Below are 1227 nucleotides of genomic sequence, written 5' to 3' on the forward strand. Positions count from 1 at the left end.
GGACCACGGTGCCGGGAACGTGCTCCGTCGACGCGATCAGCGCGTCCACGTCCGCGAACGCGGGACCGCCGTCACCCAGGGGCGAGTTGCCCAGTACCGCCCAGGACGCCGCCTCGGCCGGGCCACCATCGGGCGCGGCAACCCACTCCACCCGGAACAGCGAGTCGTCGCCTCCCGGAGCCGCGGCCGCCAACTGCTCCTCGGACACCTCGCGCGTCGCGAGGACGTCCACGGTGGCCACCGGCGCACCGGTGGCGTCCGCCACGTCGAGCGTCACCGTCGTCGGGTCGCCGGCCACCGGGGCCATGCGGACCCGCAGGGTGGTCGCGCCGACGGCGTGCAGGGTGACCCCGCGCCACGAGAACGGCAGCCGGTTCCCGCGGTCGCCGTCACCTGCGGGGGCGAAGTGCGTGAGCAGACCGGACTGGAGGCCCGCGTCGAGCAGGGCGGGGTGCAGGCCGAACTCCCCGGCGGCACCTGCGGCTTCCTCGGGGAGGACGACCTCGGCGAACACCTCGTCACCACGGCGCCAGACACGGCGCAGGCCCTGGAAGGCGGGACCGTACTCGTAGCCGCGGCTAGCCATGGTCTCGTAGAAGCCGTCGGTGTCGAGGGCCTCGGCGTCCCGTGGCGGCCACAGGGTGAGGTCGCCACGGCCGTCGGCCGGTTCGCCCGCGCCGGGCGCCACCGTGCCGGTTCCGTGCAGCGTCCACGGCCCGTCGGCGCCCGGTTCCTCGGTCCGCGAGTAGATGTCGACGCCGCGGGTCCCGGCTTCGTCGGCGGCACCGACGACGACCTGCACCTGTACCGCGCCCTCGGGCGGCAGTACGAGCGGCGCCTGAAGGGTGAGTTCCTCGACGCGTCCGCAGCCGACCTCGTCGCCTGCGCGGACGGCGAGCTCGACCAGGCCGGTGCCCGGCACCAGGACGACACCGCGCACGGCGTGGTCGGCGAGCCAGGGGTGCGTGGTCAGGGAGAGCCTGCCGGTGAGGACGGTGCCGCCGCTGCCGGCGAGGGCGACGGACGCACCGAGCAGTCCGTGTCCGGCCGCGCCGAGCCCGGCCGCCGTGACGTCGGCACCGCTTCCGGTGGTCGCGTCGAGCCAGTAGCGCTGGTGCTGGAACGCGTAGGTCGGCAAGTCCACCACCCGCCCGGCCGGCACCAACCGGGACCAGTCCACCGCGACACCAGCCACCCACGCCTCACCCAACGACGCCAGCAACCGAC

The 1227-nt window shown here is 75.1% G+C and carries 1 protein-coding gene; it reads right to left on the reverse strand.

Annotated features, from left to right (window positions below; all coding sequences use genetic code 11):
- A partial coding sequence (locus tag K7854_RS37185; RefSeq protein WP_226030974.1) for a polyketide synthase dehydratase domain-containing protein occupies window positions 1–1195 on the reverse strand: 1195 nt, incomplete at its 3' end.
- Window positions 1196–1227: the final 32 nt, after the last annotated feature.

The sequence above is a fragment of the Streptomyces hyderabadensis genome (assembly GCF_020404845.1).
GTDB lineage: Bacteria > Actinomycetota > Actinomycetes > Streptomycetales > Streptomycetaceae > Streptomyces > Streptomyces hyderabadensis.